Source organism: Fulvivirga maritima (assembly GCF_021389955.1).
GTDB lineage: Bacteria > Bacteroidota > Bacteroidia > Cytophagales > Cyclobacteriaceae > Fulvivirga > Fulvivirga maritima.
The window spans coordinates 5,933,002-5,959,948 of the sequence record NZ_CP089980.1; the positions used below are offsets into that span (position 1 = coordinate 5,933,002).

The following is a 26,947-nucleotide window of genomic DNA, read 5'->3' on the forward strand; positions in this document are numbered from 1 at the left end:
TTTAAAATAAAAATCCTGCTTTAAATGTGAATAATTGATCCTCATCAGAGATACCATAAGAACCTGAGAGTAAGAACACTTCGAAAAAGTGTAGATAAACACCCGGTCCGTAAGATCGGTGCATTTTATTAGAACTTCCTTCTTTACTCCAAACGCGTCCCTGATCGAAGAAGCCAAACAAACCAAAGTTGCCGTTGATTAGATTATTTCTTAGTCTGAAGAGCTTAAATCGCACTTCATTGTTATTATAAAAACTAGTTTTACCCGCAAATCGTGTCCTTCTGAATCCCCTTAAATTTTCCAGATTACCTACAAAGTTGGAGTGGTAGAAATAGTAGTCTCCCACATTAGTGGCAGCCCCCACTCTGGAAGCAAAAGTGACCTTGATAGGTAAGTTAGGAGTAAAATAAACTGACAAATCAGTTGAATATTGGGTGAATTCAGAAAAACCACCATCAAGCTCATTATAATAGTTAATTTCATTTCTCCACTTCATTCCTTTTTCGGGATTCACCGGATGATCTGCCAGCACTGCTTCGGTGAAAAAATTAAAGCCCAGGAATGACTTCCCTCCTCTTGTAACCTCGGGATTATTAATAATATCAGTAGCCAAAATATTATCGCTATTTTCTTCTACGTCTATGTATTCATAATTAGGTCCTGCTCCCACTTTAAATACACTGGAAAACCTTTTCACCACAGCTGGTTTAAACTTGATGCTGTTCATGTGAATTCTATAGTAATCTATACTTCTATCGTTCTCCGTTTCATTACCCTGGCCGAAGTAGTTGAAAACATATTTAGGGCCATTGGCTTTGGCATCTAGGGTAACATCCCAGTGATGCCCCAATACTGAGCTAAATACACCTTCGTATTGAAAGTTGAAAGCCCCTGTATTCACCGCGTAGTTAGCCAAAAGACTATGACTGGCTTTAAAAGGATCCTTTCTGAAACCATGAGTCACCAGTTTGGCTCCTCCTCCCAGATACAGGCCATCATCTACATTATACTGCACAAATAAACGCGGCCCCGTATAATTATATTGATAGCTATCTCGCTCATAAGCATTTACCCATTCATGTTTTGAGGTGATTACCCGTGTTTCTTTACCGGGCTTCATGTTAGGCTCATTGTCCTTATTATCATAGAAAATGGTTTTCTTACTCAGCCCAGCTACTGATGATTCATCAATAAACTCATCTTCTTTCTCCTTACCACCTACTACCCTGATGAGGATGCCATCATTTACCTTTCCGGTGATCTCTACTTTGTCTTCTCCGTCTCTTCCAAAAATCCTTATCTCATCAGTTTCATAGGTATAAAATGTTCTGTCATAAATTGACTTATCTACTTCGCCACCTTTAAAAGTTTTGAACATTTGCACTCTGGTTTCATCATCATTCAAGCGCTCCACTTTTACATATTCATGCTTATCACTCCCAACCACATTTACTTCTTTAGACAAGTAATTATAGTATTCACTGGCATATCTCTGCAAATGATCTCTTCGAGATTTGAGTTTAGCGGCTATCTCAGGGCCAGAAAATGGATACACTTCTTCCGGTAATTGTTTCACTGCTTTATCGATCACTTCATCAGTAAGCTCCTTTTGAATGTTTTTAGCTGTGGACATCCATGCATCTTTATCTAGCTCGCTCAGCAGTGCATGATCGAGATTGATGGCCGAACGGTTAAGACCTTTTATGTCAGAGATATCATAGTCAAAATCGCTAAAGTTTCTAAAAGCCCATTTTCTGCTTAGCAGCCAGGGTATAGCCCCATCATAAAGCACAAACACCTGATCTCTATCTCTTGGAACTGGTCGGAATATTGAACCTTTATCCTCCTTTTCATATTCAGCCCATCTCCATTGGTCATTATGCCTGTCCCAATCACCTATGAGCATATCGAAAAATCGTGATTTCAGATACATATCCGCATCTACTTCATTGTCATTATCTTCTTTCAGGTGCTCAAAAAGCGTAGTAGTGCTCACTACATTTTTAGAAAAACCAAAGCGTTTGTAAGCGCTTAAATCTTCATCAGGACGAATCTCCATCAGGCCCATTCTTCCTCCAAAGTCATTAATATAAGGCCCCAAATAAGGTGTAAATGGAGTATAATAAAGCTCCGGCTCTGTATGATAAATACCTATAGCTTCTGCCATATCGGGCACAGCTAATGCTCCGTACGGATGCGCCGTGCTAATCTGATCTTTTACAAAATCATTTACCCAGGTATCTCTAAAAACATCAGGAATAGCCCCGGCCGGAAACTTATCTATAGAACGCAGGTTATATTGCACACTGTCATCATCAATAAACCGTATAGAGATAGTCTGCTTTCCTCCGCCTTTCTTTATAGGAGTTAGACCTCCTTTATAGCTTTTCAAATCAATGTAAGGTACTTTCACTGGTGTAGTCCACTCCTCTCTGTAATGCTTACCGAAAAAGAACTGTCCTATCTTATTCTTATCATACTCCGGGTTAGCGGCCATTACCTTTACACTGTCAGTATAATCTGGCACATTGGTTTTATCAGCCGCGGGAGTTTTCTCAGGATTTAGTGAATAAAGTGAACTTCGGAAGGTGAGTATTCCTTCAGGGTGTTCCTCATTGGCAGTATAAAACTCCACCCAAACCTGGCCATTTTTATAATACACCAACCGGGCAAAACCTGCCGTCTGCTGTACATAGGCGGCGCCAAATCCTCTAGCAGCGAAGTTAGACTTAGAAGCCGCTCCACTGATTATTTCATTCATTAACCCTTCCTTATGCATCTGCAAGTTATGATCATGACCAGCTACATATGTAATATTGCTCCTTTGCTCAATAATAGACATCATAGCCTTTTTAAAATCCTGAAAGTCGCTACTGGGTATGTCCTGACTGCTCGCTCCTGATTTTCTTAAAATTGGATATAAAGAACCGATGGCCGGAAGTGGCACATACAGGTGATCTCTTACCAAACGAAGAGGGAAAATATTATCCATGAAGTTAAAATGGCCACCGTGGTTTCCATTACTTATTACGGGGTGGTGAGTGGCCAGCAGCACGTGCTTTCCATCATTTCTCCTGATCATATCTTCTAGCTGAATAAAGAAGTCTAACCGATCCTCCACGCCACATCCATTCTCCGGAGCACGAGGCTTGTCATATTTTCTAAGCCACCATTCCACATCAAACACTATGATGGTCATATGTTCATTTACTGAAATTTCTACAGGTCCGGGGCATCCATTATCAGGTAGAAATACATTTTGATGATGGTCTTTCAAATATTCTTCCACCAGCTCTTCCTGCCTGTTAACTGCCAAAAGCCCTTCTGGCCCGCTCTTATCCCAGTCATGGTTTCCGGGTATGATTATGATCCTGCCATTATAACCTTGAGTCACATCCATCTGCATTTTCATAATATCTTCCTTCTCCTCTCTATTATAAGCAGAAGCTTCTGGCAGGCCTCTTTCATAGATATTATCTCCGAGGAAAATTACGGTACTTGCAGAGTCTGGCTCCTGCCTAAGGTTCTTTCTGAGCAGCTTTAGCAGTGGGGTCATCTCATCAGTAGGTACGTCCCCTCCATCTCCTATGAGGTAAACTGTATGATCAACCTGAGCATCAGGCATATTGAAATTCCTCCACCCTCTATATGACTTTCCGTAGTAGGGTTTTACGGTACTGCAAGAAGCAAGAATAAGTAAAAAAAGAAAGGGTAGTGAATACTTACCTAAGTAGTCTTTGTCCATCCGGTATCTTAAAATTTATCATACCTGATTGCAAATACCATGTCGGACTATGGTAAGTATTATGAAATTATCGTTTTGAATGCCCGCTAAGCGATAACGGCCTTTTTTATTTTAATTGAGAAGAGATTTCTGCCTACAAAATAGGGTTTGGTAGTAAACAGATGTGTGTAAGTTATTCCACACATCTGCTTACCCATTTTACTATTTGTCTTCTACCACATCATCAAAAGAAACGGTATCATCCGTCTTTTTCTTGATAGCTTCTATAAAGGCATTTTTAAAGATATTGCCTATGGTAGGCCATATTTTAGTCTTAGGATTATTTAAGTCACCTTTCATAGGCACTTTAGTGGCAAACTGATCATGCGGATGGTTTTCAAAAATCTCTTTAACCAGATCAGCAAAGCCTTCCCAAATCAGCTTCAAAGGCTTTTTCTTGTCATCAGAAAAATCCACAATCTGCAAGTCATTCATCACAGGCTTTATGTACCCTTCTAACTGGCCATCTGCTACGGCCATTTCTGTGTATAGATTGAAAGTACCCTTCTCAAAATCCAGCTTAGCATAAGCCTTGGCAAAATCATTAAGAGCTGGCATATAAACGCCCTCAAACTTAGCATTCATATCAAAATCCGGAATTTCTTTTAGTAAATTAGCTTTGGCTTTCAAGGTAAGTACTCCCCCTCCTACTGATGTGGCGGTAGCATTAATATCACTAGGCAGCGTACCTTCTTCGCGGTCAGCATTGCCCAGGTTGGTAGCCTGAAGCTGTAGACTATCAATAGAAATATTTACCTTAGGATCACTACTGAAATCGCGATAAGCCAAAGTACCATCTTTTATTGAAAAATGGTTTATCTGCAAAGGCATCAGGTCTTTTATAGGCTTGGTCCAGTCGGTATCTACACCAGTCTGCTCTGCCTGGGTACTATCAGCTACCGCTACCACAAAGTTGACTTTGGGCTTTAGTAACTCCACCTCTCCCACTATTTTACCTTTGAACAACGCTCCCCATTGTACTGATAAATCTATATTTTCAATATCTAAAAAAGGCACTGGAATATCTTCACCGGTTTTCTCCATTTTAAGCCCTTCTATCTGATAAGCTCCTCTATATAATCGTAAGCTTACACCTTCTATGGAACCACTATATCCGGGCACCTCATCTAGCACTTTGTTTACATAATCCGTGATCCAGTATGGCAGATAAATACGAACTCCTATCAGCACCAACACAACTACCAAAAGTATTTTAATCGATTTTTTCATTATTCATTTACATTTCCTTCTTCTGATTCTACCTGCTTCACTATTACCGCTCCTTTATCTGGCCTAATTTTATGACCTATCTCTCTGGAATAAACAAAGGTAAACTCAGCACCAAACAGCACTATAACCGAAGAATAATACACCCACACTAACAATAACACCAGCGAACCGGCCGCCCCATAAGCATTGCTCAAAGAGCTATTTCCCAGATAAAAACCAATTAAATATTTACCCAGCGTAAATAAAAGAGTAGTTACAAAAGCTCCTACCCATACATCTCTCCACTCCACTTTAGCATCAGGAAGAATTTTAAAGATCATGGCAAAAACCAAGGTTATGATAGCTAAAGAAAAGCCCAGGTTAACCGCAGAAATAATATAATATGTGCCTCCACTAAAGAGCTCTGATAGTATGTTATTAAACACCACTATGAGGGTATCTACCACCAAAGACACCAAAAGCAAAAAGCCTATACTGATGATCATGGCTAAAGAAAGCAGCCGATTAACAATAAACTTAATAAATCCTTTTTCAGGCTTGGGTTTGATACCCCAAATGCAGTTCAAACCATTTTGCAGGGATACAAATACGGTGGTAGCACTAAAAACGAGCGTACCTATTCCAATTATTTTTGCCAGTATGGAATCCCCCAACCCATCAGCGTTAGCCATTATTTTATCTATTTCACTGGCGCTGGTAGCTCCAAATAAATTTTGAATCTGCTCCATGAGGTTATTACGCACCACCTGATCTTCATAAGCAGAGCTGGCTATAGATACTGTAATTATTAAAATGGCAGGGAGGGAAAATATAGTGTAGAAGGCGATGGATGAGCTATAGCTCATCGGATCATCGGCAATAAACTCTTTTACCGTGTTTTTTATAACTTTCCAATAATCCATGATCCATTTGGCTATCCTCACTTTTTAAATATCTTTTTCACCTTTTTCTCCAGATGATTTGTATCATCAGTCTGATAAAGGTCATCTTTTAAAAGGTAGCTAACAGGTTTTAGCTGTTTGTAGTGCTCACAAGCTACCTTTAATACTGCCGTAAAAGGCAAAAACAAAATCATACCGGCAACACCCCATACGGAGCCTCCTATAATCAGTGCTATAATGGCTACTAATGCATTTAGATTAAGGTTGCCTCCCACTATTTTAGGATTAAGGAAATTGCCCTCTAAAATCTGAATGAACCAGAAAATAAGTATTACACCCAGAGGGTACCACATAGAATCATAATTCATGAATGCGTATAAAGTAGGAATGGCCCCACCTATGAGAGTACCTACATAAGGTATTATGGCCAGAAAAGCTGCCAAGTAGCCAAAGAAAATGGCATAATCGATGCCTAAAAGTAATAAGCCAATACTATTTAATGCTCCAAGTATAACTATAAGGGTAAACATACCGGTGAGGTACTTTTGCCCCACATGCTGCATATTATCTATCATATGCGCATAATCTTTCTGCTTATCAGAAGCGGCAAAATTGACCAAGGCACATTTTAAACCATGCCTGTAAAGTAAAAGCAGAAAGGTGTAAATAATAGTGAGTACAAAGCCAGTAATAAAGTCTGAGGTATTATTGAGCATGGTTTTCACTAGTTTATCAGACTTACTGCTAAACCAATCTTTGCTCATATTCATGATGTCTTCTTCGCTTACATCTGGCAGAATAGACACTTTTTCATTAATAAATGAAGTAAGAGATGCCATAATTTCATGAAGTCGACTACTAAAATCAGAGAAGTCTTTCATGATTTTTACTATCTGCGAGCCAAACAAAGTAATAATGCCAACTAATAGCAACGCCACGCCAAGCATAGTCCAAAGAATAGACCATATACGGCCTACTCTTTTGGTCTCTAAATACCGACAAATGGGATAGAGTATAAAAGAAATGAGAAGTGCAAATGCCATAGGCACCATCACTGTTCTACCAAAAAATAATAATGCTGAGACTCCAAAAACAACGGCAAGGACGTAAAAAACCTTCTTAATGGAAAAGCTCATATTAGCTTCTGCTTCTTTTATACTGCCCACTTATATATCTATTTTATATTGTATGAAGGTTTATTGTAAGAACCGGCACGTCAGATTCCATACTTAAATCTTCTGCCAGGCTATGAGAGAACATTCTAAAGAAGCTGTCTTCTACATGTGTAAGCACCGCTAGTAATGAAGCTGATTTTTGATGAGCAAAATTAATCAGACCCTCTTCAACTTTATCGGCTTCTATTACAGTAATAGAGCTGCTTACAATATTATGCTGAGTAGTAAATGCTGATATCTTTTTCTCTACATCAATCTTATCATGAACTGACTTAGCCACGTTAACAATGTGCAATTCTGCTCCCAGACCTTCAGCTATGTCTTTAAGCAATGAGGCGGCCTGCGTAAAGTTATCATGACGATCCTTTTCTGCATCTACTCCTAAAACAATGCTTTTAAAGTCTGACTTAACATACTTCTCTTTCACTGTAATTACGGGGCAGCTGGCTCTTTCTATCACCTGCTCTGCATGGTTACCAGAGAATATCTCATCTATAGATTCCTCTCCGCTGGTACCCATTACCACCAAATCAATACTGTTGGCTTTAACGTACTCATCAATGCCATCCTGTAATTCTTCTCCATACACCTCAAAGTTCACCACACGCACATCACTACCATATCCATATTTTGTGGCTAACACCTCTAGGTCTCTATGTCTCTTCCGTACTAACTGTACAGTAAATAAGTTTTCTTCGTCGCTAAACTTTTTGTCGAGCTCACCAGTAGCAGTAAATGTCTCACCGAACGGATGATCTGTAAAGTTTACCAAAAAAATTTCTGCTTTCGTGATATCAGCAATATCTGCTGCCATTTGCAAAGCATTCTCTGAAATGTCACTTAAATCAGAAGGCACAAGAATTCGTTTCATAGTGATGTTGTCTTTTAAATTGTTAATAAGTTCATAGAAAAAATCGCACCAACATATTATGTGGTGCCTGAGCAATAAATAAAGGGATTTTACTAATTAAATAGAAGCGAATTGCCATATATCGTGCAATAAATTCTACACTCAGCCAAAATCATCGACAAGAAGGGTAAGTAAGCAAGAAGAACCAGAAAGATTTCTGGTGAGGTTATTTATTTGGAAGATGTTTTACGAATAATACCAAGGCATTATTGAATATCACCAGGTTATCAGTGATCTGTTGCTTTTCGGCTTCAGGAATCTTTATCTCAGCTGTTTTATTAGCCCAGTCTGTAGTCTCTCCCCTCAATATTTTTCCCCAACACACACTGGAAACCACAATAAAAAAAGCAAATAGACACAACGTGAAGATCCTCTCCAGAGATAATTGCTTAAGGTTTAACATGGTAAGTTATGGTTGTTTTAATTACAGACTGATATTACTTTCAGTTTGTTACACCCAATGTAAGTTTTTTTATCTAAAAAACCATTTTATTTCCACTTATTATTCTATGTTCAAACATTATAGCAAATCAACTTAAAGCTTGGCATTTATGCATTAAGCAGCATGAGCAGAGCAAATGATGAAGACTTAATTTAGCCATAGTATGCTAATCAATCACATCATTTATCTTTTCCCAAAGCACATTATCAAAGCCCGAAACAGCAAAGTTAGGATCATCAGGATTGGCTGCTTCCCCCATTCTAATTACAACCATGTTTTTACCAGGCACTATATAAATTCTTTGGTCATTGGCTCCCATGGCAGCATACATATCATTGGGGGCATTAGGCACAAGTGGTCCGGAGAATACGTCCTGACTACCAGGAATCATATATCCTGACTTTCCATTTAACCACCACAAATAGCCATAAGAAGGGTTAATGTTTTGTGATGAGTTAATGCTTTCCATAAAAAAATCTTCATCAATGATTTCCTGATCATTCCACTGCCCTCTGTTCAAGGCTAGCAGACCAAACCTGGCCATGCTTCGGGTGGTACTGTGGTATATGGTATAAACTAACCCTGTATTCCAATAGCCATCCATTCCTATTTTATCACGTAATTCATTATTGAAATAACTATCAAACTGAGTGTTACTTGCCTCTTCAACCACATTAATCAAGCGTTGAAATACATTACCATATGCCCACCTTGTGCCAGCATCGGCCAGGTAGGTTAGATTTGGCCTAATGACTAATTGCGGCTCATCATCCAAACCAGAGGTCATGGTTAATAAATTCTTCACTGTTATTAAATCTTCTTGCTCTGCGGTAGCTCTGGTCCAGCCTGTACCTATATAATCCGAAACCTTATTATTGATATCAATTAAACCATTTTGCTGAGCAATTCCTGTAGCAGCTGTAACCAATGTTTTACCCGCACTATTCCACTCCCAGGTAGAAGTGGCTGCATGTCCATTGAAATATTCTTCTATCACAATTCTACCATTGACCAGAATCATAAAAGATTTCGTGTTCTGATCTGTCAAAAATTGCTTTAAAGGCTCTATTGCACTTTCATTCCACTCTAACTCAGTAACAGCAGAGGTTTCCCATTCCGCCCCGGAAATAGGAGGGAAATACATAGTAGCATTCTGATTTGTGGGTGTTTCATTCTCTTCACTACAACCCATCAATAACAGCACAAAAACTATGGACAAAATACTTTCTTTCATATTGCAATTTTAAAGATGTTTAATAGCTGCTTTTCTTCAGGATTTACTCTTGCAAGCTGTTCCCAAAAACACCTAAACATCTGATTAACAGACTTAAATATAGCAAATTTTGATTAAGTAAGGTCGCAGTTATTCTTAGGCTTACTGAAGGGGAGTTAGGGTTTATCAATGGCTAATGGTGTATGTGACACGGTAAATGAAAGGCATTATTGATAATTGGGAGGGTTGTAGTAGCTAAAGTTGAACAAAAATCATGACTTATGCCGTTGTTTGAAGCCTAATTATTCCAATTGATTACTGGTAAATCTTCATTCACCACTTATCCATCTGCTTTTTGAAATCCTCACGGCTAATAAATTCTCCCCTATCCATTTCATCTTCCGCCTCGTCTATTTCACGGTTGTATTGCTCGATACTAGCTTGCTGGTCTGACTCCTTTAAAGTTTCCTTCTTAAGCAAGGTCTCAAGCTTATCAATGACGGCTTCATTATTAAGAGCAAGAAACTTTTGTATGAATTGGATTTTTTTGGTTTGTATATCCATAGTGATCCGTTTTTAACAAAAAAACATTTTATTTTTATGATTACGTTCATTTGAACCGATGAAGTTTGTCTATAATAGTTTTCATTTCTTCCATGACCTTTATCGGCAACAGTGCTCCTATTTCTGATTTGTTATTGCTTTGAATCAGTTAGAATTTTTTCCTCTATTCTTAGTCTTAATGAAGGGTGAATGTTTAATAATGATTGGCGTAAATGTTAAAGATTCGATGTAGCAACTGGATAGCAGAAGCTTGAGAATAATGGGAACTTGTTTAGTATCAGAGTAGAAAAAGTAAAAGCATTTTCAATTTACTTGAGCCTAGATTCATGAAACTTCATTAAATCGTTAAACTGCTTCCAAAACCTGCGACTTTGCCTTTTTATATATTCCCCTCCATTTATCGATTTCATCGAGTCATTGGCTTTATAAATATAGCTCAAGTAGTTGCCCCAGTAGTATTTGTTAGTCCTTTCATAAACTGTCCTGTCTATTTTTGAAGGTCTGTATATAAGTTTCCTTTTCGCCCCTTTGTACGTAAAACGCTTATATAGTCTTGACTTGAATAAACTCTTATCAGGATTTTTACTATGAATCGCCAATGAAGTCGATTTTTTGAACGTACTTTTCATGGATCTATAAAACTTTGAAAAACCAGAATTTTTTATCAGCACCCTCTCTCCATCAAATGAGAAACCTAAATACTCAAGCTTCTTATTATGATTTGATATTTTAGTTTTTTCATCAATTTCAAAACCAGTGAATTTTTCATTCACTTCCTCAAACCTAAAAACTTTAGTCTTATTTGGTTCGATTTTCAAATTAACAAGGGATTCTATTTTACCTCTGATTAACTTTATCATCTTCATATCGTTGCTCACAAATGATTATTAAATCATCGCTATACCTCTGATAAAAACCACCAACTGAAGAAACTTCGTCAAAAATTTCTTGATCAAAATCTAACATATAAATATTTGCTAACGTTGCACTAATCGGACTTCCTTGAGGTATTCCAACTGAATTGTTTTTTGAGATAATAAGGTTTAAATTATTTTTTAGAAATTCTTTCTTAGTACAATAATGGCTGGCCCCCTTTTCCTTGAAAAATTTGATATTTTTTATTTTTAGTCTAACATATTCAGTTTTATTTGAAGAGTTGGGAATTCCCCTTTCAACCATCATTGTATTGTCATAACTTTCAAATAACTGGTCGGCTTCAATGTATTTTATTTTCGTTAGTGCTTTAAATATATTGTAGTGGTCTTGAGGTAGGCTATTTTCTTTTAAAACCTTTGTCCACTGCGTTTTTAAGATTTTATGATTTAAATTGTCAAAAAATGAAGTAACATCTGCAACAATTGCAGTAAGCTTTTTTGAATTATTCCTCTGTATAAATTCAAAAGTAGTTTTTGCAAAGTCAATGTTACATTTATTCTTATCCGCCCCTTTTGATATAGGGATTTTTCGATAGGCAACTATAGACTCATTGAAACTTAGCCCCTCAATATACTTCTCGTATTTGGTCGCTAATATTTCATTGTATTTGGACAAGATTAGTGAATCCAGATGGGAAGCAAAGAAAATATCCCTAATTTTTGGCTTCCCTAATATTCTTCTTCTCTTTCCACTTGGATTTAAATCAATAATAGAATTATCAGCTCTAAATTTGCGTCTTATTATTGATTTATGAATTAATGGAAGAAAACTATGAATTTTAACTCTATCAGAATTCTCTACATATTCCTTTACCCAATTATAATCTTTAATTGTAATTGGTAAACCTATATGAGGATACTTCTTTGTTTTAAACCACTCTTCTATTTCCATAGTTTAAATAAAAATAGGGGCAGATACTAATAGTAGCAGGTTTGAAATGTACATGCTCTGTCGAAGCTTTGACCCTCTTACAAGGGAGGCAACGCTACTCTTCTCAGGTATAGAAATTGTTATCTTTATATTAAAATTTATAAAGACATCAAATATGCTCAGAAAATTAAATCACATAACCAACTTCAGGTCTATAACAGTTCTTCAACTGTTAATAACTCTTTCCTCAGTGTTTCCTTTACAGGATCCTTTGGAAATTGGTATTTTCCTTCCCAGCTAGCGTATATCCTAGACGTGGTACTATTTGCTAAACGTATCATTCCGACCATCTGCCCCTAAATCTTTCATTTTGTGTTAATCAATGTCATTTAGTAAGTTTTGTTACTTTCTAATATAGTTCGCATTTATTTGTTATGTCAATATGAAACAGAAACACTCCCCCTATCCTTCACAACATTAAATATAAATAATTTCCTATGTAATTCATAGAAAAAAACCTCCCATAGAGCTATCAGTAGCTATCAACACATGCATTATAAAAATGCTATGTCCTTAAAAAAATCCACCTCGGTGTAATAAAGTCAGCCATTAAAAGACTATTATAAGCGAATAATCATTTGCCTTGAAATCTATAGAACAAGACTTTTTACAGCTGATAGATCTGCATCAGAAAATCATACATAAGGTATGTCATATTTATACTCATGACAGGGAAGATTATGATGATCTTTTTCAGGAAATTATGTTACAGCTATGGAAGGGGTATCCCAATTTTAAAGGCAATGCCAAAATTACCACCTGGATGTACCGGGTAAGTCTATACACTGCTATTTCAATATTTAAGAAGAAAAAGAACCGCAAAGAAGTACGCGAACAGCCGGCGCAGGAACCGGGTGAGAGTACAGATCATTATGAGTTCGAGAACTTAAATATGGCTATAAGTCAGCTTTCTGATCCTGAAAAGGCACTGATAGTGCTCTATCTGGAAGAGAAGTCTTATCAGGAGATAGCTGAAATTATAGAACTCAGCGTAACTAACGTGGGCGTAAAACTGAACCGAATAAAAAAGAAGCTTAAAGACATTTTAAATACACTGTAATGGAACTGGATGAACTGAGGAAATCATGGAAAGCCCAAACTGATGAGGTGAAATACAGCAAAAAGGAAGTTGATGAGATCTTTGAAGTAAAAACTAAGAGGTCTCTAAAAACGCTAAACAGAAACATGCTGACCGACGCCTTGCTCATGGCACTTACTACGCTGGCATTTATTTCTGTCTCCTTTTTACTGGGTCTTAAAGATCGTGTTTGGATTAGCGCTGAACTAATTACAATGGCTCTGGTGCTCACGTTGCATTATAAGATAAAGTATCACCTCATTAACCAGTTCGATTTTGAGGTCAACGGCGTAAAATCAGCCATGATAAAAACTATTGATAAGCTAAAAAGGTATATAAAAATATACAAAATCGGCATTCCGTGTATTTCCACGCTGCTTTTTATTACTTATCTGATCAGGGTAAATTTCTATCAGCACGGGGTGTATTTCAGCTCAGATTTACTCACCTGGAAGTGGGCTTTGGCTCCTGTATGCTATTTAACAACTCACTTAATAGTACATGTATTAGCGAAGTGGATGTACGGGAAAAGCATTTCAAAAATGGAAAGCGATCTTAAAAAACTGGACAGCTTATAAAACCGACCTTAGTTGTCCAGCCATTTTTTAAAGTCTCCTACCCTGTCTCTGCTTACTATTACTTCATCATCACAGTCTTTGAGGTTTACTTTCAGCCTGCTGTTAGAGTAGCTGATAATATCATCAAAGGCATTCATAGAGATGATATACTTACGGTTAACCCTGTAAAACTTTTGAGGATCAAGCATCTCTTCAATCTTCTCCAGCGGATGATCCAGCAAGTAGTTTCTACCATCAGTAGCATGACAAAAAGTGGCCTTTTCTCTGCTAAAAAAGTATTGAATATCGCCTATTGCTATTGATTTTATGTGCTCCCCTACTTTTACTATAAACCGGCTTTTATAATTGGTCTGCAGCATACCCATAGCCTCTGATATTTGCTTTACCATAGCACGCTCGTCAAACGATTTTTGAGTCATGCTTTCCCATTTTTCTATGGCCGCAGTGAGCTCCTCTATATCTATGGGCTTCAATAAATAATCAATACTATTGACCTTAAAGGCTTTCAAAGCATACTCATCATAAGCGGTGGTGAAAATAACAGGAGCGGGCACCTCCACGTGATCAAATATCTCAAAGCTCAGCCCATCAGCCAGTTGAATATCCATAAATACCAAGTCTAATGGCTCCTGATTATTACTCAGCCAGGCTATAGCATTCTTTACAGAGGGGATTTTCTCCAGCACCTCAATGCCATCATTATAAATCTGGAGCAGCTTCTCAAGCCTTCTGGCAGCCGGGCGCTCATCTTCTATTATTACAACCTTCATTTTTTCTTTTTAATAAGAGGCAATCTTACTTTAAACTCCCCTCCTTCATCAGTCACCTCTACTTCGGCATCACTCACAAAGGCAAACCTTGCTTTAATATTGGCCAGCCCCGTTTGTGATGACTCCTCTTTGATTATATTTTTCTTCTGCAAATTATTAACCACTTCCAAATAACCATCATGCTCTTGTATGCTTATATGCAAAGGCTCTTCAGCAGAAATGGTGTTATGCTTTATGGCATTTTCTACCAGCATCTGCACAGATAATGGTATAATCATATGCTGAGCGCCATTGATTTGTACTTCGAAATCGAGGTCATTTTCATACCTGATCTTTTGCAGAAAAATATAGGCCTCTACAAATTTGATCTCAGTAGCCAGCGGCACCAGCTCCATATCTTTAGATTCCAGCACATAACGATACACTTCTGACAGCTTTTTTATAAACTTAGCCGCCACGTCCTGATCTTCATATACTAACGTGGTGAGGGCATTAAGGCTATTAAAAAGAAAGTGCGGGTTGACCTGATTTTTTAAAGACTCATATTTAGAAACTGCCGCTTCTTTTTTCACCCTCTCGGCTTCTATAGCCACTTGTCTCCAAGAAATTAAAAACTTATAACTGTGTAATATCAGGCTTACCAATATGGCTATGGCTGTAGAATACATTACCGTAGTGCTGATATTTCCCCACTGCACATGAAAGATTATTCCCGTAAGGTAAATGATAAGTAGTGCCGTAAGAGAAGTGAAAATAGATTGAGTAATTACGCCCATCAGTAGCCGCTTGCCGGGATTATCCAGCCACGATATTTTCTTGTCTATTAGGCTAATGATGTTGATATTCCCTTTATACATCAGCACCCAAAAAAGAATACAGATGGCCACAGATGATATCAGCTTATCAGGGTCAGTCATGCAATCATAGCAGAACCAAAAACCATTAATAACACCTATAAAGATGATAATCAGTAATTCCTTTACCTCCTTCTTTAACCTGCCTGCTGTGAAAAAACTAGCCATAGCTGCGTAAATTATTAAATATTTGCCAGTAAATAAAAGATACCTACTCTATGGTAATAGAAATAGTTGAATCTTCTTCTAAATCTATTTTAGCTTTAGAATACTCAGCCGGGCCGTACATACTGGGAGCGTTATTAGAAAAGCCATAAGCTTCTGTGGGGCCCATATTTCCAAAATCAAGCTTGCCATTTTTATTTGCATCATGGATTACAGATATGGCATACTCTCCGGCCGGTAAATCTTCAAACACCACACTATTCTCAGCTTCGGTCTCAAGATTTACAGACATACCCTTATATGGTTTTTTAAGATAATCAGATTCATTATTAAACAAAGCCACCCTCAACTCCCCTTTGGCAGAAGGAACTCCTTGCACTTCCACAGTAAGTGTAAATGATTCTTGCGCCTTAGCACCTACAGCTACTGTAAGAGCTAAAATTAATAGTAATGCTTTCATTATTTTTCTGTTGATTATGACACTAATGTGGTGCGAATCATCCTTAATTAAAATTAAGACTTACTGAACCGTAGCATTTAGCTACTCAACTGTAAAATAGGCTGATGAATAAAAGCAGCTAAACTTATGGAAAGCCTTTCCGAACCCCTTTACATTCTTTATCATTGCCAGATGATACACTTCAACCGTCCTACCATAGACCTTATTCGGAATACTTTTTTACAGCAGCATTTTCAAGATCACTTCCCTACAGAGATACTCGACCTTATCTATGAGCATAAGCTGTTTAAAATATTCATTCCCGAGCAGTTAGGCGGTTTAGAGTGTAGCTTCCCAGAGGGGCTAAAAATCATGGAAATGAGTGCTTATATTGATGGTGATTTTGGCTGGGCTGTTCAAATAGGCTCGGGAGGTGGGTATTTTACCGGATATTTATCAAAGGAGGTGGCCGATCAGTATATTGCTCAGTCTGATTTTGTAATAGCTGGCAGTGGCATGGCTACCGGTAATGCGGTTACTAATGGCAGTGGCTATGAGGTATCAGGCCAGTGGAAATATTGCAGCGGCAGCCATTATGCCACCCTGTTCACGGCTAATTGCACCTTAAATAATTCTCAAAAAGTAAGCGCCTTTGCTTTTGACCCTAATCAGGTAGCTATTATTAATGACTGGAAAGCCTATGGCATGGAAAACACGCTTTCTCATACTATAAAGGTAAAAAAAGCCCAAGTACCTGAGCATATGCTATTTAATTTTGAAAGGGTAATTAATAATTATGATTACCTGATTTACTATTTCCCTTTCAATGAATTTGCTCGTGGTTGCATCACTTCTGTGTTAATAGGCTTGTTTAAACACCTGCTCAACGAAGCGAATGTATACTACCAAACTAAAAACTACTCGTCTGAAAAGGAATCCTCACTACAGCACACCATAAAAACTGCTGAAAAAGAAAATGAAAAGCTCTCTGAGCTATTTTATGAAGAGGCTCAAAATTGCTGGTCACAGTTAGAAAACGGCTTAATGGAAGATAGCCTTAAAGAATTTAACCAAGCCATAGATAACTACATCCGCTTCATTAACCAAAGTAGTCACAGCCTTTTTCAGCACCTGGGCATGTATGCAACCTACCGAGATAATGCCTTTAACAAAGCATGGAGAGACCTTACCACTGCAGCTCAGCATATTTTGGCTAAGTGGTATTAATCATACTGGAGATTTTCTTAATAGTTAATTATTCACTAAAACATTACATCTAGAATAATATAGAACAATTAAAAGATAATTTAGCAATTCATATTTATTATTATCATTTCTATGGGCATTATAGCTAAATTATACTTTGAGGAAAACTCATATAATATTATAGAGGCGGAATATGGCATACGACAGAGAATCGATGAATCAGGCAAACCGTCATCAACACCTATCTTCAATGGATTAAAAGTTGTAATTGAAGCTTCCAAAGACAATATTTTTTCGAGTATGCCACGGAGGCAAAAAACAGCATTCCAAAACTAGTACTTGAGTACATCCCTAGTATTGCAGGAGGCAAAACCAGAAAAATCACTTTTTATGATTGCCATGTAATCTTTAATCATCAGGGTTTTAAAAATCAAAGTGAACAACCCATGCAAGAGACTATTGTGATCACGGCAGGCGGTGTTCAGGATTCAGCTTCAGCTGCTGAGTATTCTACTTATTGGCGCAAGACCTTTGGCCAAACAGAGGCTTCATCTTCAGAGGAAAAGAGTAAGAGTGAACAACCCAAAGAACTTAAAGTAAAAGCTAAACTATCATAACATGCCCTATTTTGTACCGCTTGGCATTCCTGACTATTAAGGAAACCAAGAACGTGATTTTTTTCAATTTACTTATGATATTGAAGACAATGACGCCGTTGAAATGCTTATACAAATCAGAAATGGAAGTACTGTATGGTATGAAGAAAAAATCACTGATAAAGACAAACTAACCCGAGGAGAACACACCTGGAAATGGGATGGATTTGATAACTCTGGCATTTTCGACTCCGCCAAATTCACTAAAGCCCAAAGCTTAAATTTTTATGCCATAGGCAAAGATAAAGAAGGCAACACCGACAGGCATTCCATAGACTTTGAAGCCAATTACGAGGAAGTAGAATGGGTTGATGTAAAAATCAATAAAAACACTAAACGAATAGATGTAACATTAAGGGTAAACCTGAAGGATGGTGGGGCTTATGGAATAGATTGCACGGAGCAGATAGTAGCTCCTGACCCTATAATTATTAAAGAATGTCCCTGGGATAAAATTCCTGAAAGCCGAATTAAATATTTTGGAAAACCACCTTTAACGTCTCAGGTTAAAAGCTTTAGAGATTTAGAAACGCTAGCTTTAGAAGGTATTAATTATCATTGGGGACGAAACAGAAATCATTTTATTGCTAAAAATGTAGATATAGATGGAGAGGCTTATGAAGTATTTGTAACCGCTATTAATACAACTGAAAAAGCAATGGATGATGTGAGTTTAATATTCAACACTAACAACACTTGGATGCGATCAGGAAATCCGGGAACAGTCGATGACCCTATTTCATTTATCGGTAATATTGTTTCTAGAGAGGCGATTTGTTATAATGTGGGGTATATAAAATACTCTAACAGATGGGATTACAATAATCCAAGCATTGAAGACATAGAAGTAAAATATACTTCAGCACACGAGATTGGACATACAATATTAAAAGCTTATGGAGGAACATTTTATAGCTACGGGCATAAAGGAAGTGTTAATACCGTAACTCAATCAGAAAGCTCAAATGCTATTCCATATCCTAAAAGTGGAGAAATAGATGTAATGCCATACTATTTAAATGTTGTTCCTATAAGTCAGTATAAAAGATTTTCGTCAGCTGAAAAAGACACATTAAGTTTGATATGGCTCACAAAATTAGAACTAAAATGAAAAAATTACTTTTTATTATAATGGCAATTTTCTTTGCCGGATGCAAAACCAATATAAATTATTATCAAGGTTTTATTTATGATATGAATAATAAGCCCGTAAAAAATTTAAAGGTTTATGAAAAAAGCGACAAAAACAACTATTCAATAACAAATGAAAAAGGATATTTTAAAATACCTGCAAAAAATAATAACATTAACCGATTTCTTTATGTGGAGCAAAACGACCTAACAATTATTGATTCTATACAAGTTTTCGGTAGTCAGGGTGGTGAAAAAATAAAGTATAATTTTGTAGAAGGCCAAAAAGATACTCTATATATAAAGTTTCATAGTCAAGTAGACAATGGGGAATCTCACCCCTAAGCTTCTCAAAGAACCGTACGTGAACCTCTCGATTCATTAGGCCACAGATTATTATCAGAGAGTATTACTCTACTCTCTGATAATAATCGATTAGGTCTAGTGTGGCTTACTAAATTAGGATTAGAATGAAATACATAAGCATTTTTATACTCTTACTAAACACTCAGTGTAATTCAGAAATTTCAAATTATCAAGGAGTTATTGTAGACAAAGAAAATGTACCTATAGAAGGGGTGATAATTGTAGGTAGAGATCATCCTGATAGGGAAACTAAAACTGATGTCAACGGTTTTTTCTCACTTGAAGCCAGAAAAAACTTTATGGAATCTTTCCTATATGTTAAAAAAGGCCTAAAAAAAATCGATTCGATTCAGGTTATCAGAACTCATCCTGAATACGGCATCAAATACTATTTTGTTAATAATAGGAATGACACATTATTTATTAAAGAATAAAGAAGTTCAGGTTAATACAACCTTATGACTATTGCTGAAGGAGGTGAAACATACCCGTTAACAAAGTCATGGTTAACTAAATTAGTATTAAAATGAAATACATAACACCTTTTCTACTCTTATTAATGACTTCATGTTCTCAGGAATTTATTCTACGCCCTAAAGTTGAGGGACAAATATTAGATTCTGCTAATAAAGATCCTTTAAAAGGTGTAAAGGTTGAATTTATTGACTGCTTCCAAAGCGACTGTAATGGAGAAAAACCATCCTTTACTGATAAAGATGGAGTCTTCAGTATAAAAGAAGAAAGTAAAGACTATTTTCTATTCAAGCCTCATCGAGATACAAGACCTTATTACTCCTTTATGCTACTTATAAGTCATAAAGACTATGTTTCTGATACGATTGACATAAGAGAATATCAACAATACTCAGAGGTGATCATATTAGATTCAATAAATCTAGTTCGAAAAGGTGGTTCAAAATAATTAAGCTTGAATGAAACATTTTTTCCTCCGAACATCACCGATTAATTAGCATATTAAAAGAGCATATTCCCGAAGACACTCCTGCCTTTTTTTTAGAAAAGTGCATTACTTTTAAATACTATAACTAACTAGAAGCCGTTATTAACGCGTAATTTTATCACTTAAGTAAGAATAACAATAAATCTCTCACAATAAACAAAAAGGCCATTAAAATATTATAACTTTAACCTTACTTCATCACTATGAAATCACTCCTTTCAAAATTTGGGCTGGCTTTTATCTTTCTAACCTTGGGCATCAGCTCCTGCAAAGTAAATCGTGACTACTATTGGGGCTACATCTATTATGATGAAAAGCCATTAACGGACGTCACTGTAAAGATAAACCGTGCTAATGTTGTTGATTCTGTACAAACTGACGCTAATGGATTTTTTAAATTGGCCAAAGCACCACACTCTGCTCCCCCATTAATCTTCAAAAAGGAAGGTTTTATTACGGATACTATCCCTTCAATATGGCACCAACATGGAGAAAAAGTGATGTATACCTTTTTGAACCAACAACCAGATACTGTGGTTTTAAGAAAATAAGCCATTGCCACCTCTCATCCGGAGAATTAACAAAATATAGCGCCCCTTACTGCCTACCGTACAACTAGTCAAATTGATTCTACTTGCTGCGATATTTATATTTTCAATAACCACACCATTTCTCCCGCATTTCAATTTAAAACTCTTTTTAAACATTGCATTAAAGGTATTAAGTCTCAATTGGCTACACCACGCTTAGCATTATTTGTTTTATAAATAAATAACCAACATTAATCAATTTGATAAATATTCAAAACCCTCCAAGCTTTGTAGTCAAATAAAAACAATAACATCACATGCGAAGACTACTATTATTAGTATCAGCCCTCACCGTATCTGCGGCATCATTTGGGCAAAAAAAAATGACCACCAATACAGGAGCGCCTGTAGGGGATAATCAAAATTCTAAAACAGCAGGAGAATATGGCCCTGTATTATTAGAAGACATCCATCTTATTGAAAAACTGGCCTCCTTTGATAGAGAGCGCATTCCTGAGCGTGTAGTACATGCAAGAGGCACCGGAGCTTTCGGGTATTTTGAAGCTTCGGCTGACATGTCAGAATACACTATGGCAGCTCCCTTTCAAAAAACCGGAAAGAAAACAGATTTAGCCGTAAGGTTTTCCACAGTAATTCATGGTAAAGGTTCACCTGAAACAGCTCGAGACCCTCGTGGTTTTGCGGTAAAGTTCTACACTGAAGATGGGAACTATGACATAGTGGGCAATAACCTACCTGTATTCTTCATTTGGGACGCTATTAAATTTCCAGATGTAATTCACTCCTTAAAGCCATCTCCTGTAACCAATGTGCAAGATCCTAACCGCTATTGGGACTTCATATCTAAAACTCCTGAAGCGACACATATGGTAGTGAGGTTGTGGTCTGATTATGGCATTCCACAGGGGTATCAATACATGAATGGAAGCAGTGTACATGGCTTCAAATGGATTAATAAAAAAGGACAAGTTACTTATGTAAAATATAGTTGGGTATCTCATCAAGGTGAGAAAAACTTCACCAGAGCAGAAGCGAACGAACAGCAAGGAAAAAACTGGCAGCATGCTACTATTTCATTTAGAAATGATATAGCTCAAAAAAACTATCCTAAGTGGGACCTATATGTGCAAATGATCAAGCCTGAAGATATGCAAAACTTCGATTTTTGGCCATTAGATGCCACTAAAGACTGGCCTGAAGATGAAATACCAAAAGTAAAAGTGGGCACCATGACGCTCAACCGTAATCCTGTTAATTATTTTCAGGAAATAGAGTCTCTTGCTTTCTCTCCCGGATCATTAATACCAGGCATTGAACCTTCTGAAGACAAACTATTACAAGGTAGATTATTCTCCTATTTTGATACTCAACGCCATAGATTGGGACCAAATTTCCAACAGATTGAGGTAAACAAACCAAAAGGAGAAGTAATCAATTACAACTCTGACAGCTACCTAAGCAGTAGAAATGAAAGTTTTCCTAACCCTGATGTAAACTATCAACCCAGCCACTATACACCTGTAGCTGAAGATACTACATACAGAGCCTCTACATCTACACTAAATAAAGCTGTAATAGCTCAATCTGAAATTACCAAGAAGAACTATTATTCACAGGCTGGTGACTTTTTCAACTCATTGGATAAACAAAACCAGGAAAATCTAATAGGAAACCTAGTAGCGGACTTAGAGCAAGTGGAAAGTAATGAAATAAAAATGACCATGATAACTTACTTCTACAGAGCGGATAGAAAACTAGGAATGGCTGTAGCCAAAGGCCTTGGATATAGCATGAAAGATTTCATGAACCATCACTAATCAAAAAACCATAAGAAGGCATTCTAATATTCACTTTTTAGAATCGCCTTCTTTATTTCCATCTTATTATGTTACCATCTCTACGAAATATTAGTATATCTCATACTTCCACTTCACTGGAGCAGAGGGAAAAATATCACCTTTCAAACACAGCCGTTAGTCTGCTAAGCCTGAATATCTCCAGCCATTTCTCGGACATATGCGGGTTACTGATACTTTCTACCTGTAATCGGACTGAGATATATTTTGAAAGCATTGAGACCAGTGCCTCTGATATGTGTGAATATTTTATCACAGCTCTGCATCCGGAAGCAAAACTCAGTTCAGAGAAAAAATTATTCCATTTTCATAACCGCACAAATGATACCGCCTTCCACATGCTGCAAGTAGCGAATGGACTTAGATCTGCCGTAGTGGGTGATCAACAAATATTAAATCAGATTAAAAGCGCCTATAAACTTTCACTGAAAAATAAAACTCAAGGCTCCATTCTAGAAAGAACATTACAGGCTGTATTTAAAAGTCATAAACGCATCTCTAATGAATCTGCCTTTAGAAATGGAAGCAGATCTACAGCTTATCGTGCATTAAAGATTATTCAGGACAGCTTCGGTAAAGAAAGTATTCAAAGCAAAAAATTACTTCTCATAGGAGCCGGAGAAATAGCTAAAGAAATACTTAAATATCTACCCAAATTCGCATTTCAGGAAATATATATAAGTAACAGAACTGAAGAAAAGGCTCTTGATCTGGCAAAGGATTACCACCTGAAAACTGTAAGCTGGAGCACCATAGAAGAAAATCGCTTTAATGAGTTTGATGCAATAATAACAGCGGTTAGCAACAGAAAAAATCTAATATACAGATTACCTGAAAAGGGTAAAAAAATCATCGTCGACCTTAGCCTCCCCTGCAATATAAATCCATCGTTAGCTTATCAGTATAATATTGAGCTCTTTAACCTGGATAATGTTACTGAGCAGATTGAACAAACTGATAACAACCGAAGGCAAGCCATAAATGATGCCGAGTCTATTATTACAGAGGAGATGAATGCATTGAGCATCTGGATTCAAAAAGGAAAGATCAGAAGGTTTCTCAATGACTATAAAGAAAGTACTACACTCACTATTAAAGAGGTAATTAATCAACTTGACCGTAATGATCCTAAACTCAAAAACATTGACCATATAGCTCAATTAATAGCGGAAAAAATGGTTAAAAACCCAGCTGTGATCATGAACAACACTTGTGAAGGTGAGCTATCAGAAAACAGCATGGAATTAATACAAAAAGCATTTACCCCAAATACGTTTTTCTCATGAAAACAGGAATATTAGTAGTAAACCTGGGTACTCCAGACACCCCTCAAGTTAAAGATGTAAAGAAATACCTCACTGAATTTTTAACAGATGAAAGGGTAATAGATCTCTCGTCAATCAAAAGAAACATCTTAGTTAGAGGTATAATAGTACCCTTCAGAGCTCCTAAAATAGCCAAAGAATATAAAAAGCTATGGCTAAAAAATGGCTCCCCTTTAATGGTATACGGAAGGTCATTGGTTGAAAAATTAAACACTTTATTTGATAATGATGTGGAGGTTGAACTTGCTATGCGGTATCAAAACCCATCTATTGAAAAAGCATTAACCTCCCTTCGGAAAAAGAATGTAGAACGCATCATAGTATTTCCTCTTTTTCCTCAGTATGCCTCTGCCACTACGGGCTCTGTAGTCCAGAAGGTAATGTCAATAATCAGTAAATGGAATATTATTCCATCCATTGATTTTATTAATTCCTACCACACTGATTCCAGGTATATCAATCTTTTTACTGAAAAGGTAGCTACAGACATCGATTATTATAAGCCAGATCATGTTTTATTCAGCTATCATGGAATCCCTGAACGGCATTTAAAAAACATTCAGAAACAAGACAACGAAAAGTGCGCCTGGCCCAACTGTAGTTGCGGAAAGAAGTCAGAAAATAAACCCTATTGCTATCGCTCAGCCTGTTTCAAAACATCAGAATTAATAGCTCAAAAAATAGACACTCCCTTCTCTACTTCATTTCAAAGCAGATTAGGTAAAGACCCCTGGATACAGCCTTATACAGATGATACAATCATACATTTAATTGAAGAAGGCGTTAAAAACCTACTAGTGGTTTCACCTTCATTTGTAGCCGATTGTCTTGAAACGACCTTAGAAATAGGTGAAGAATACCGTGAATTATTCTTATCTAATGGAGGTAAGAAATTTCATTTCACCAGAAGCTTAAATGATGACGATGATTGGGCAAAAGCCATTTATGACATAATCAATGAAAAATTACAACAACATGAAAAACATACTTTTAACAGCACTAGCCAGCTTTACTCTATATATAGCATCAGCACAGCAATATGATGATGTGTTCGATGCGGCACGTAAAGGTGATATTCAAACACTAAAGAGCTTAGCAGCCATAAATCCTGACACGCTCAATAGTCATGATCATAAAGGTTATACACCTCTAATTCTAGCTATTTATAATGATCAAAAAGAAACCAGCCAATATTTACTATCTGAAAAAGTAGAAATTGATACTCAAGATAAATCTGGTAACACCGCCTTAATGGGAGCTACTTTTAAAGGGTACACCACGTTGGTAAAGCTATTACTTAAAACAGGAGCTTCTCCTAATACCAAAAACTATAATGGAGCCACCGCCCTTACTTTTGCGGCCACTTTTGGTAGAGATCAAATCGCTAAGATACTTTTGCAATATGGAGCTGACCTCAACGTAATAGATGCTTATGGTAATACTCCGCTGAGCTATGCTCAAAATCAAGGCAATGAATCTATGATTCTTCTACTTCAAAACAAACCCTGAAAATCAAAAAGCCTGTGTCAAATGACATTTAACACAGGCTTTTTTTACTTATCACTTCTTCTGCAGCAGTGGCCAATTATACTTAAAGGTAGCCGCTTTATATTTAGCTTAATTTTCTTAGCTATTATTCTCAGATAAGTATATTCTCTTTTTAAAAAAGAAACAGCTACCCCTTTAATTTCCCTCCATTAGTATCCGTTCTCTACTCCGATTAACTAATTTTGTGCTCATGGAATTCAGTCATGATATTTTTCTAAAGAACATAGCACAAACTACCGGTTCACCTATTTTACTGGAAGTAGAAAAGGCCGCCGGAAGCTACTTATATTCACCTGATGGCAAAGCTTATCTGGATCTCATCTCCGGCGTAGGCGTAAACCATTTAGGACATCAGCACCCGCATATCATCAAGCGAATTAAAGAGCAGGTAGACAGGCACTTGCATGTGATGGTCTATGGTGAGTTTGTACAATCAGCACCTAACCTGCTGGCCAAAAAGCTTACTGACCTCTTACCGCCAAGCCTTAATTGCTGCTACTTTACTAACAGCGGCACTGAAGCCAACGAAGGAGCGCTGAAATTAGCCAAAAGATATACAGGAAGAACAGAGATTATCTCTTGTCGTGGCTCTTACCATGGCAGTACTCACGGCTCCCTAAGTGTGTCTGGTAATGAAACTAAAAAGCAAGCCTTCCGTCCGCTGTTGCCTGATGTGAAGTTTGTAAGGTTTAATAACATGGATGATCTGGAAATGATCACCACCAAAACGGCTTGCATCATTATGGAAACCGTACAAGGTGATGCCGGCGTGCGAGTGCCCAGCCAGGAGTACATGACAGCCCTTAGAGCCAAGTGTGATGAAACCGGCACCCTCATCATCTTTGATGAAATTCAGGCAGGCATGGGTCGTACTGGTAAAATGTTTGCCTTTGAGCATTTTAACATTGTCCCAGATATTCTTACCATCGCTAAAGCCCTAGGTGGTGGCTTACCTATTGGTGCTTTTATATCTTCACTAGATAAAATGACTTCTTTAACTCATGATCCTATGCTGGGGCATATTACCACTTTCGGAGGCAACCCTGCCAGCTGCGCGGCTGCTTTAGGTGTGTTAGAAGTATTTGAAAATGAGAATATTGTAACTCAAGTAGAAGCTAAAGGTCAACTCATTGAATCTCTATTACAGCATGACAAAATAATAGAGATCAGAAGAAAAGGAATGATGTTCGCTATAGATTTTGCATCTAGCGATGATGTATTTAAAATAGCCAAATATTGCCTTGATCATGGTGTAATCACGTTCTGGTTTCTATCATGCCCTCAAAGCTTCAGAATTTCTCCACCACTCAATATTTCAGAGGAAGATATCAGAAAGGGCTGTGCGGTAATACAAGAGGCCTTTAATTTATTATAAGATCCAATCCATTTTGCATAATG

The 26,947-nt window shown here is 37.1% G+C and carries 28 protein-coding genes; 15 read left to right on the forward strand and 13 right to left on the reverse strand.

Annotated features, from left to right (window positions below; translation table 11 throughout):
• Position 1 precedes the first annotated feature (1 nt).
• The 10 genes from LVD15_RS24775 to LVD15_RS24820 all read right to left on the reverse strand — a co-directional run bounded on the left by LVD15_RS24775 (position 2) and on the right by LVD15_RS24820 (position 12,026).
• Positions 2-3,745 carry a BamA/TamA family outer membrane protein gene (locus LVD15_RS24775; RefSeq protein WP_233777874.1) on the reverse strand — a complete coding sequence of 1,248 codons (3,744 nt, stop codon included), beginning with the start codon at positions 3,743-3,745 and terminating at the stop codon, positions 2-4.
• A gap of 201 nt (positions 3,746-3,946) precedes the next feature.
• On the reverse strand, positions 3,947-5,014 hold the full coding sequence (locus LVD15_RS24780) for a DUF748 domain-containing protein (protein WP_233777875.1): 1,068 nt from the start codon (positions 5,012-5,014) through the stop codon (positions 3,947-3,949).
• Positions 5,014-5,916 carry a YihY/virulence factor BrkB family protein gene (locus LVD15_RS24785; RefSeq protein WP_233777876.1) on the reverse strand — a complete coding sequence of 301 codons (903 nt, stop codon included), beginning with the start codon at positions 5,914-5,916 and terminating at the stop codon, positions 5,014-5,016. Before LVD15_RS24785 ends, LVD15_RS24780 begins: the two co-directional genes overlap by 1 nt.
• A gap of 17 nt (positions 5,917-5,933) precedes the next feature.
• Positions 5,934-7,061: an AI-2E family transporter gene (locus LVD15_RS24790; protein ID WP_233777877.1), complete on the reverse strand. Its 1,128-nt coding sequence runs from the start codon at positions 7,059-7,061 to the stop codon at positions 5,934-5,936.
• 13 nt (positions 7,062-7,074) lie between these two features.
• The gene (locus LVD15_RS24795) at positions 7,075-7,941 is read right to left on the reverse strand and encodes a universal stress protein (protein ID WP_233777878.1); all 867 of its coding nucleotides are present in this window, start codon (positions 7,939-7,941) and stop codon (positions 7,075-7,077) included.
• 205 nt (positions 7,942-8,146) lie between these two features.
• The gene (locus LVD15_RS24800; protein ID WP_233777879.1) at positions 8,147-8,383 is read right to left on the reverse strand and encodes a hypothetical protein; all 237 of its coding nucleotides are present in this window, start codon (positions 8,381-8,383) and stop codon (positions 8,147-8,149) included.
• A 205-nt stretch (positions 8,384-8,588) separates the two neighbouring features.
• A complete protein-coding gene (locus LVD15_RS24805; RefSeq protein ID WP_233777880.1) occupies positions 8,589-9,656 on the reverse strand; it encodes a serine hydrolase domain-containing protein in 1,068 nt (355 codons plus the stop codon).
• A 312-nt stretch (positions 9,657-9,968) separates the two neighbouring features.
• Positions 9,969-10,199: a hypothetical protein gene (locus LVD15_RS24810; protein ID WP_233777881.1), complete on the reverse strand. Its 231-nt coding sequence runs from the start codon at positions 10,197-10,199 to the stop codon at positions 9,969-9,971.
• A 308-nt stretch (positions 10,200-10,507) separates the two neighbouring features.
• Entirely contained in the window at positions 10,508-11,059 is a 552-nt protein-coding gene (locus tag LVD15_RS24815; RefSeq protein WP_233777882.1) for a hypothetical protein, read from the reverse strand.
• Positions 11,037-12,026: a reverse transcriptase domain-containing protein gene (locus LVD15_RS24820; RefSeq protein ID WP_233777883.1), complete on the reverse strand. Its 990-nt coding sequence runs from the start codon at positions 12,024-12,026 to the stop codon at positions 11,037-11,039. The genes LVD15_RS24815 and LVD15_RS24820 overlap by 23 nt, the downstream gene beginning before the upstream one ends.
• Positions 12,027-12,648: 622 nt before the next feature.
• On the opposite strand from LVD15_RS24820, the gene LVD15_RS24825 reads away from it, so the two are divergent.
• Positions 12,649-13,125: an RNA polymerase sigma factor gene (locus tag LVD15_RS24825; protein WP_233777884.1), complete on the forward strand. Its 477-nt coding sequence runs from the start codon at positions 12,649-12,651 to the stop codon at positions 13,123-13,125.
• On the forward strand, positions 13,125-13,721 hold the full coding sequence (locus LVD15_RS24830; protein ID WP_233777885.1) for a hypothetical protein: 597 nt from the start codon (positions 13,125-13,127) through the stop codon (positions 13,719-13,721). Before LVD15_RS24825 ends, LVD15_RS24830 begins: the two co-directional genes overlap by 1 nt.
• A gap of 8 nt (positions 13,722-13,729) precedes the next feature.
• Here the strand turns inward: LVD15_RS24830 and LVD15_RS24835 are convergent, their stop codons facing one another.
• Genes LVD15_RS24835 through LVD15_RS24845 form a run of 3 tightly spaced genes read right to left on the reverse strand, consistent with a single transcriptional unit; the run spans position 13,730 to position 15,970 of the window.
• Positions 13,730-14,491, reverse strand: a complete 762-nt coding sequence (locus LVD15_RS24835) for a LytR/AlgR family response regulator transcription factor (RefSeq protein WP_233777886.1) — start codon at positions 14,489-14,491, stop codon at positions 13,730-13,732.
• On the reverse strand, positions 14,488-15,513 hold the full coding sequence (locus LVD15_RS24840) for a sensor histidine kinase (protein ID WP_233777887.1): 1,026 nt from the start codon (positions 15,511-15,513) through the stop codon (positions 14,488-14,490). Before LVD15_RS24840 ends, LVD15_RS24835 begins: the two co-directional genes overlap by 4 nt.
• 43 nt (positions 15,514-15,556) lie before the next feature.
• Positions 15,557-15,970, reverse strand: a complete 414-nt coding sequence (locus tag LVD15_RS24845; protein ID WP_233777888.1) for a DUF2141 domain-containing protein — start codon at positions 15,968-15,970, stop codon at positions 15,557-15,559.
• Between the two features lie 171 nt (positions 15,971-16,141).
• On the opposite strand from LVD15_RS24845, the gene LVD15_RS24850 reads away from it, so the two are divergent.
• From LVD15_RS24850 to LVD15_RS24905, 13 genes are all read left to right on the forward strand, one after another.
• Positions 16,142-17,176 carry an acyl-CoA dehydrogenase family protein gene (locus LVD15_RS24850; protein WP_233777889.1) on the forward strand — a complete coding sequence of 345 codons (1,035 nt, stop codon included), beginning with the start codon at positions 16,142-16,144 and terminating at the stop codon, positions 17,174-17,176.
• 111 nt (positions 17,177-17,287) lie between these two features.
• Complete coding sequence (tssD, locus tag LVD15_RS27370) at positions 17,288-17,491, forward strand: type VI secretion system tube protein TssD (protein WP_370687383.1); 204 nt, start codon at positions 17,288-17,290, stop codon at positions 17,489-17,491.
• Positions 17,492-17,502: 11 nt separating this feature from the next.
• A complete protein-coding gene (gene tssD / locus LVD15_RS26965) occupies positions 17,503-17,772 on the forward strand; it encodes a type VI secretion system tube protein TssD (protein ID WP_502798051.1) in 270 nt (89 codons plus the stop codon).
• A gap of 103 nt (positions 17,773-17,875) precedes the next feature.
• Positions 17,876-18,922, forward strand: a complete 1,047-nt coding sequence (locus tag LVD15_RS24860; protein ID WP_233777890.1) for a hypothetical protein — start codon at positions 17,876-17,878, stop codon at positions 18,920-18,922.
• On the forward strand, positions 18,919-19,287 hold the full coding sequence (locus LVD15_RS24865) for a transthyretin-like family protein (protein ID WP_233777891.1): 369 nt from the start codon (positions 18,919-18,921) through the stop codon (positions 19,285-19,287). Before LVD15_RS24860 ends, LVD15_RS24865 begins: the two co-directional genes overlap by 4 nt.
• Positions 19,288-19,412: 125 nt before the next feature.
• The gene (locus LVD15_RS24870) at positions 19,413-19,742 is read left to right on the forward strand and encodes a hypothetical protein (RefSeq protein WP_233777892.1); all 330 of its coding nucleotides are present in this window, start codon (positions 19,413-19,415) and stop codon (positions 19,740-19,742) included.
• Positions 19,743-19,834: 92 nt separating this feature from the next.
• Positions 19,835-20,230 (forward strand): hypothetical protein, encoded by a 396-nt coding sequence (locus tag LVD15_RS24875; protein ID WP_233777893.1) that lies wholly within the window; start codon positions 19,835-19,837, stop codon positions 20,228-20,230.
• Between the two features lie 242 nt (positions 20,231-20,472).
• The gene (locus tag LVD15_RS24880; RefSeq protein ID WP_233777894.1) at positions 20,473-20,820 is read left to right on the forward strand and encodes a hypothetical protein; all 348 of its coding nucleotides are present in this window, start codon (positions 20,473-20,475) and stop codon (positions 20,818-20,820) included.
• A 296-nt stretch (positions 20,821-21,116) separates the two neighbouring features.
• Complete coding sequence (locus tag LVD15_RS24885) at positions 21,117-22,637, forward strand: catalase (protein WP_233777895.1); 1,521 nt, start codon at positions 21,117-21,119, stop codon at positions 22,635-22,637.
• Positions 22,638-22,705: 68 nt separating this feature from the next.
• Positions 22,706-23,962: a glutamyl-tRNA reductase gene (gene hemA / locus LVD15_RS24890; protein ID WP_233777896.1), complete on the forward strand. Its 1,257-nt coding sequence runs from the start codon at positions 22,706-22,708 to the stop codon at positions 23,960-23,962.
• Complete coding sequence (gene hemH / locus LVD15_RS24895; protein WP_233777897.1) at positions 23,959-25,044, forward strand: ferrochelatase; 1,086 nt, start codon at positions 23,959-23,961, stop codon at positions 25,042-25,044. The genes hemA and hemH overlap by 4 nt, the downstream gene beginning before the upstream one ends.
• A complete protein-coding gene (locus tag LVD15_RS24900; RefSeq protein WP_233777898.1) occupies positions 24,977-25,510 on the forward strand; it encodes an ankyrin repeat domain-containing protein in 534 nt (177 codons plus the stop codon). Before hemH ends, LVD15_RS24900 begins: the two co-directional genes overlap by 68 nt.
• 229 nt (positions 25,511-25,739) lie before the next feature.
• Positions 25,740-26,924: an aspartate aminotransferase family protein gene (locus LVD15_RS24905; protein WP_233777899.1), complete on the forward strand. Its 1,185-nt coding sequence runs from the start codon at positions 25,740-25,742 to the stop codon at positions 26,922-26,924.
• Positions 26,925-26,947 lie beyond the last annotated feature (23 nt).